The following is a 3995-nucleotide window of genomic DNA, read 5'->3' on the forward strand; positions in this document are numbered from 1 at the left end:
GTGGTGCTGATACCCAGAGTCGAACTGGGGACCTCACCCTTACCAAGGGTGCGCTCTACCAACTGAGCCATATCAGCACGTCTGGAGCGGGCAGCGGGAATCGAACCCGCATCATCAGCTTGGAAGGCTGAGGTAATAGCCATTATACGATGCCCGCATCCTGGAACTCGGCTACCCAGTTCTTTCTGTAACAAAAAAAGAGACATGTCTCTTTTCTTATTCGAACCGGTTAATTTTTTCAACCAGTTCAGACAGCAAACACGCTGCCAGAAAGTGGTGGTGGGGGAAGGATTCGAACCTTCGAAGTCTGTGACGGCAGATTTACAGTCTGCTCCCTTTGGCCGCTCGGGAACCCCACCGGACTTGATGGTGCCGACTACCGGAATCGAACTGGTGACCTACTGATTACAAGTCAGTTGCTCTACCTACTGAGCTAAGTCGGCATCAAGTAGCGCGCATTCTATGGAGACCTGCGACCTCATGCAACTAAAAAATTGCATAAAATGTTCTATCGCTCACATTTTGCACGACAAGACTGCTAAATGGCCTATTTTTAGTCAGGTCAGTGCGATTTTTCGACACCAGGATGCTAACAGCTTAACGGAGAGCATCATCATATCTGCGTTTGAAAGAGAAAAATTCTTCTTTTACATATGGTATATCCGTCACATTGCGTTTCAGGGATAACTTATCAGGAGAGATTTTTTCTTATTATTCCCTCCCATCTGGTGTTACCCTCCTGCCCATTGTCCAAATTAACTGAAATGTGTCGTGCCATTGCATGCCGGGGATGATTCGCTTTTTTATCGCTGACCTGATGTAGCAATGACAGCCAGAAACATGCTTATGAGTAAAGAGCAAACGTTAATGACGCCTTACCTACAATTTGATCGCAACCAGTGGGCTGCGCTTCGTGATTCCGTGCCGATGACCCTGACCGAGGGCGAAATCGCACGACTCAAAGGTATTAATGAAGATTTATCACTGGAAGAAGTTGCCGAGATTTATTTGCCCCTGTCGCGTTTGCTAAATTTCTATATCAGTTCAAACCTGCGCCGTCAGGCTGTTCTGGAGCAATTTTTAGGCACTAACGGCCAGCGTATTCCTTATATCATCAGCATTGCCGGTAGCGTCGCCGTGGGCAAAAGCACCACCGCGCGCGTACTGCAAGCACTGCTGAGCCGCTGGCCGGAACATCGTCGCGTCGAATTGATCACCACTGACGGTTTTCTACATCCTAACCAGGTGCTGAAAGATCGCGGGCTGATGAAGAAGAAAGGCTTTCCTGAGTCTTACGATATGCACCGTCTGGTGAAGTTCGTTTCCGATCTCAAATCAGGGGTGCCAAATGTCACCGCACCAGTCTATTCACACCTGATTTATGATGTGATTCCAGACGGAGATAAAACCGTCGCGCAGCCCGATATATTAATTCTTGAAGGCTTAAATGTACTACAGAGTGGAATGGATTATCCTCACGATCCACATCATGTATTTGTTTCTGACTTCGTTGATTTTTCTATTTATGTTGATGCGCCTGAAGATTTACTCCAGACGTGGTACATCAACCGCTTCCTGAAATTCCGTGAGGGGGCGTTCACCGACCCAGATTCTTATTTCCATAATTACGCAAAATTATCGAAAGATGAAGCGATCAATACCGCCGCATCATTATGGAAAGAAATCAACTGGTTGAACTTAAAGCAAAATATTTTACCCACTCGTGAACGGGCCAGTCTGATTATGACCAAAAGCGCCAATCATGCGGTCGAACAAGTCAGGTTGAGAAAATAATGTAAAAAGGGAGCGTTAGCTCCCTTTTTATTATTCTGCGCTGCGTAAAGATATTTCTCCGCCCATCCACGGCTTAATTACGCCATCCTGTTCAAGCAACAACGCGCCTTGCGCATCTATCCCACGGGAAATACCAAATATTTCTTTATCACCAATAATCAGTTTAACCGGTCGGTTAATAAAATTATCCAGCTTTTCCCAGCGAGACAGGTAAGGTGCCAGACCTTCCTGCTCAAAGAGTTCCAGCGCCGCACGCAACTCTTTGATTAACGTCGCCGCCAGCATGTTGCGATCAAGCGTAATGCCCGCTTCCTGGAGATTGATCCATCCCTGATTAACAACACCTTCTTCCACACGGCGCATGGCCATGTTGATACCTGCGCCGATAACGATTTGTGCAGCGTCGCCCGTTTTACCCGTAAGCTCAACCAGAATGCCTGCCAGCTTGCGATCGAGTAAATAGAGGTCATTAGGCCACTTAACCCGAACCTTCTCTGCCCCCAGATCGCGCAGAACCTCAGCCATCACAATGCCGATCACCAGACTCAGCCCGATCGCGGCTGCCGGCCCCTGCTCCAGACGCCAGTACATAGAAAGATACAGGTTCGCACCAAATGGAGAGAACCATTTCCGCCCACGACGACCACGCCCAGCCTGCTGGTATTCCGCTACACAGGCATCACCCGACGTCAACTGGCCGATACGATCCAGCAGATACTGGTTCGTCGAATCGATAACCGGAAGTACCGTGACATTCCCGCTGTCCAGTTGTGCATGGATGACAGAAGCATCTAATAATTGGATAGGTTCTGGCAGGCTATATCCTTTGCCAGGTATGGTAAACACATCAACTCCCCAGTCACGCAGCGTCTGGACATGCTTGTTGATGGCTGCGCGGCTCATTCCCAGTGTTTCACCCAGATGTTCACCCGAATGAAACTCACCATCGGCCAGCAAAGAGATCAGCGTCAGGGGAACGGTATTATCCTTCATGCAATGATCTCCACAGCATTCACTTCACCAGTCTGCCCGATAAACCGAACCTCCGGTTCCAGCCAGACATTAAATTTCTCACCCACGTTCTGACGCACATGATGCGCGAGTTTCACCACATCCTCGCTTGTCGCATTATGTGCGTTAATCAGCACCAGGGCCTGCTGACGATGTACCGCAGCGCCCCCGATACTGACGCCTTTTAGCTGGCACTGATCGATCAACCAGCCGGCAGCCAGCTTCACTGAACCATCGGCCTGCGGGTAATGTGGCGCACCGGGAAATTGCGCCAGTAATGTGTGCGCAATCTCTGCTGCAACAACAGGATTTTTAAAGAAGCTACCTGCATTACCATTTACTTTTGGATCGGGCAGTTTCGTGGTGCGCATATGGCATACGGCATCAAACACCTGCTGCGGCGTGACCGTTTCAGGTTCAAAGCGAACCAGGTCGCCATAAGTCAGTACGGGCTGCCACTGTTTTGGTAAACGCAGGCCGACAGCCACAATGGCGTAACGATCCTGATATTCATGCTTGAAGATACTATCACGATAACCAAAGCGGCACTCTGTGGCGCTCACCCGTAGAGACTTTCGGGTTGTCAGCTCGACACAATCCACATAGTCACAGACCCACTGTAGTTCTACACCATAGGCGCCAATGTTCTGGATAGGAGAAGAACCGACGCACCCCGGAATAAGCGCCAGATTTTCCAGCCCCGGCATACCTTGCTGGAGTGTGTATCGTACCAGGTTATGCCAGTTTTCCCCCGCCCCTACGTGCAAGTGCCATGCTTCGGGTTGCTCTGTCACCTCAATACCTTTGATACGGTTGATAATCACCGTTCCATGAAAGGTATCAAGAAACAGAACGTTACTCCCTTCGCCCAGTATCAGTACCGGATGATTTGATGCTTTAGCCGATTGCCAGGCATCCAATAGTTGTTGTTCATTTTCGGCACAGACAATCTCGTTAGCGCGTTGATCGATACCGAAGGTATTCCAGGGTTTGAGGGAGTGATTCATAGACGCTTTCCTGATGCAAAATCGCGTCTAGTTTACCGCATATGCAACAGTATGGCTTGTGGTTATGTAGGTGGGATAAAGCGCAGCCGCCATCCGGCTGCGCCCGGGCGCATGAACGCAAAAAGGCCATCCCTCAGGATGGCCTCTTCACTTAATTAATGCCTGGCAGTTCCCTACTCTCGC

General features: G+C 49.5%; 3 protein-coding genes and 4 tRNA genes. 1 reads left to right on the forward strand and 6 read right to left on the reverse strand.

The features are described from left to right. Position 1 precedes the first annotated feature (1 nt). The 4 genes from OGV79_RS01170 to OGV79_RS01185 all read right to left on the reverse strand — a co-directional run bounded on the left by OGV79_RS01170 (position 2) and on the right by OGV79_RS01185 (position 443). Positions 2–77, reverse strand: a tRNA-Thr gene (locus OGV79_RS01170). Positions 78–82: 5 nt separating this feature from the next. Then, positions 83–157, reverse strand: a tRNA-Gly gene (locus OGV79_RS01175). A 117-nt stretch (positions 158–274) separates the two neighbouring features. Beyond that, positions 275–359: transfer RNA gene (locus OGV79_RS01180), tRNA-Tyr, on the reverse strand. Between the two features lie 8 nt (positions 360–367). Further along, positions 368–443, reverse strand: a tRNA-Thr gene (locus OGV79_RS01185). Positions 444–840: 397 nt separating this feature from the next. On the opposite strand from OGV79_RS01185, the gene coaA reads away from it, so the two are divergent. Continuing rightward, entirely contained in the window at positions 841–1794 is a 954-nt protein-coding gene (gene coaA / locus OGV79_RS01195) for a type I pantothenate kinase (RefSeq protein ID WP_024130653.1), read from the forward strand. A gap of 30 nt (positions 1795–1824) precedes the next feature. Here coaA and birA read toward each other — a convergent pair whose 3' ends face one another. Further along, complete coding sequence (gene birA / locus OGV79_RS01200) at positions 1825–2787, reverse strand: bifunctional biotin--[acetyl-CoA-carboxylase] ligase/biotin operon repressor BirA (RefSeq protein ID WP_199977865.1); 963 nt, start codon at positions 2785–2787, stop codon at positions 1825–1827. Then, positions 2784–3812 carry a UDP-N-acetylmuramate dehydrogenase gene (murB, locus tag OGV79_RS01205; protein ID WP_286466698.1) on the reverse strand — a complete coding sequence of 343 codons (1029 nt, stop codon included), beginning with the start codon at positions 3810–3812 and terminating at the stop codon, positions 2784–2786. The genes birA and murB overlap by 4 nt, the downstream gene beginning before the upstream one ends. Positions 3813–3995: the final 183 nt, after the last annotated feature.

This window comes from Citrobacter sp. CK185, from assembly GCF_030333565.1.
Taxonomy (GTDB): domain Bacteria; phylum Pseudomonadota; class Gammaproteobacteria; order Enterobacterales; family Enterobacteriaceae; genus Citrobacter_B; species Citrobacter_B koseri.

Coding starts and splice junctions, on each gene's coding strand:
- coaA (WP_024130653.1), top strand. CDS start 841: ATGCTTATGAGTAAAGAGCAAACGTTAATGACGCCTTACCTACAATTT.
- birA (WP_199977865.1), bottom strand. CDS start 2,787: ATGAAGGATAATACCGTTCCCCTGACGCTGATCTCTTTGCTGGCCGAT.
- murB (WP_286466698.1), bottom strand. CDS start 3,812: ATGAATCACTCCCTCAAACCCTGGAATACCTTCGGTATCGATCAACGC.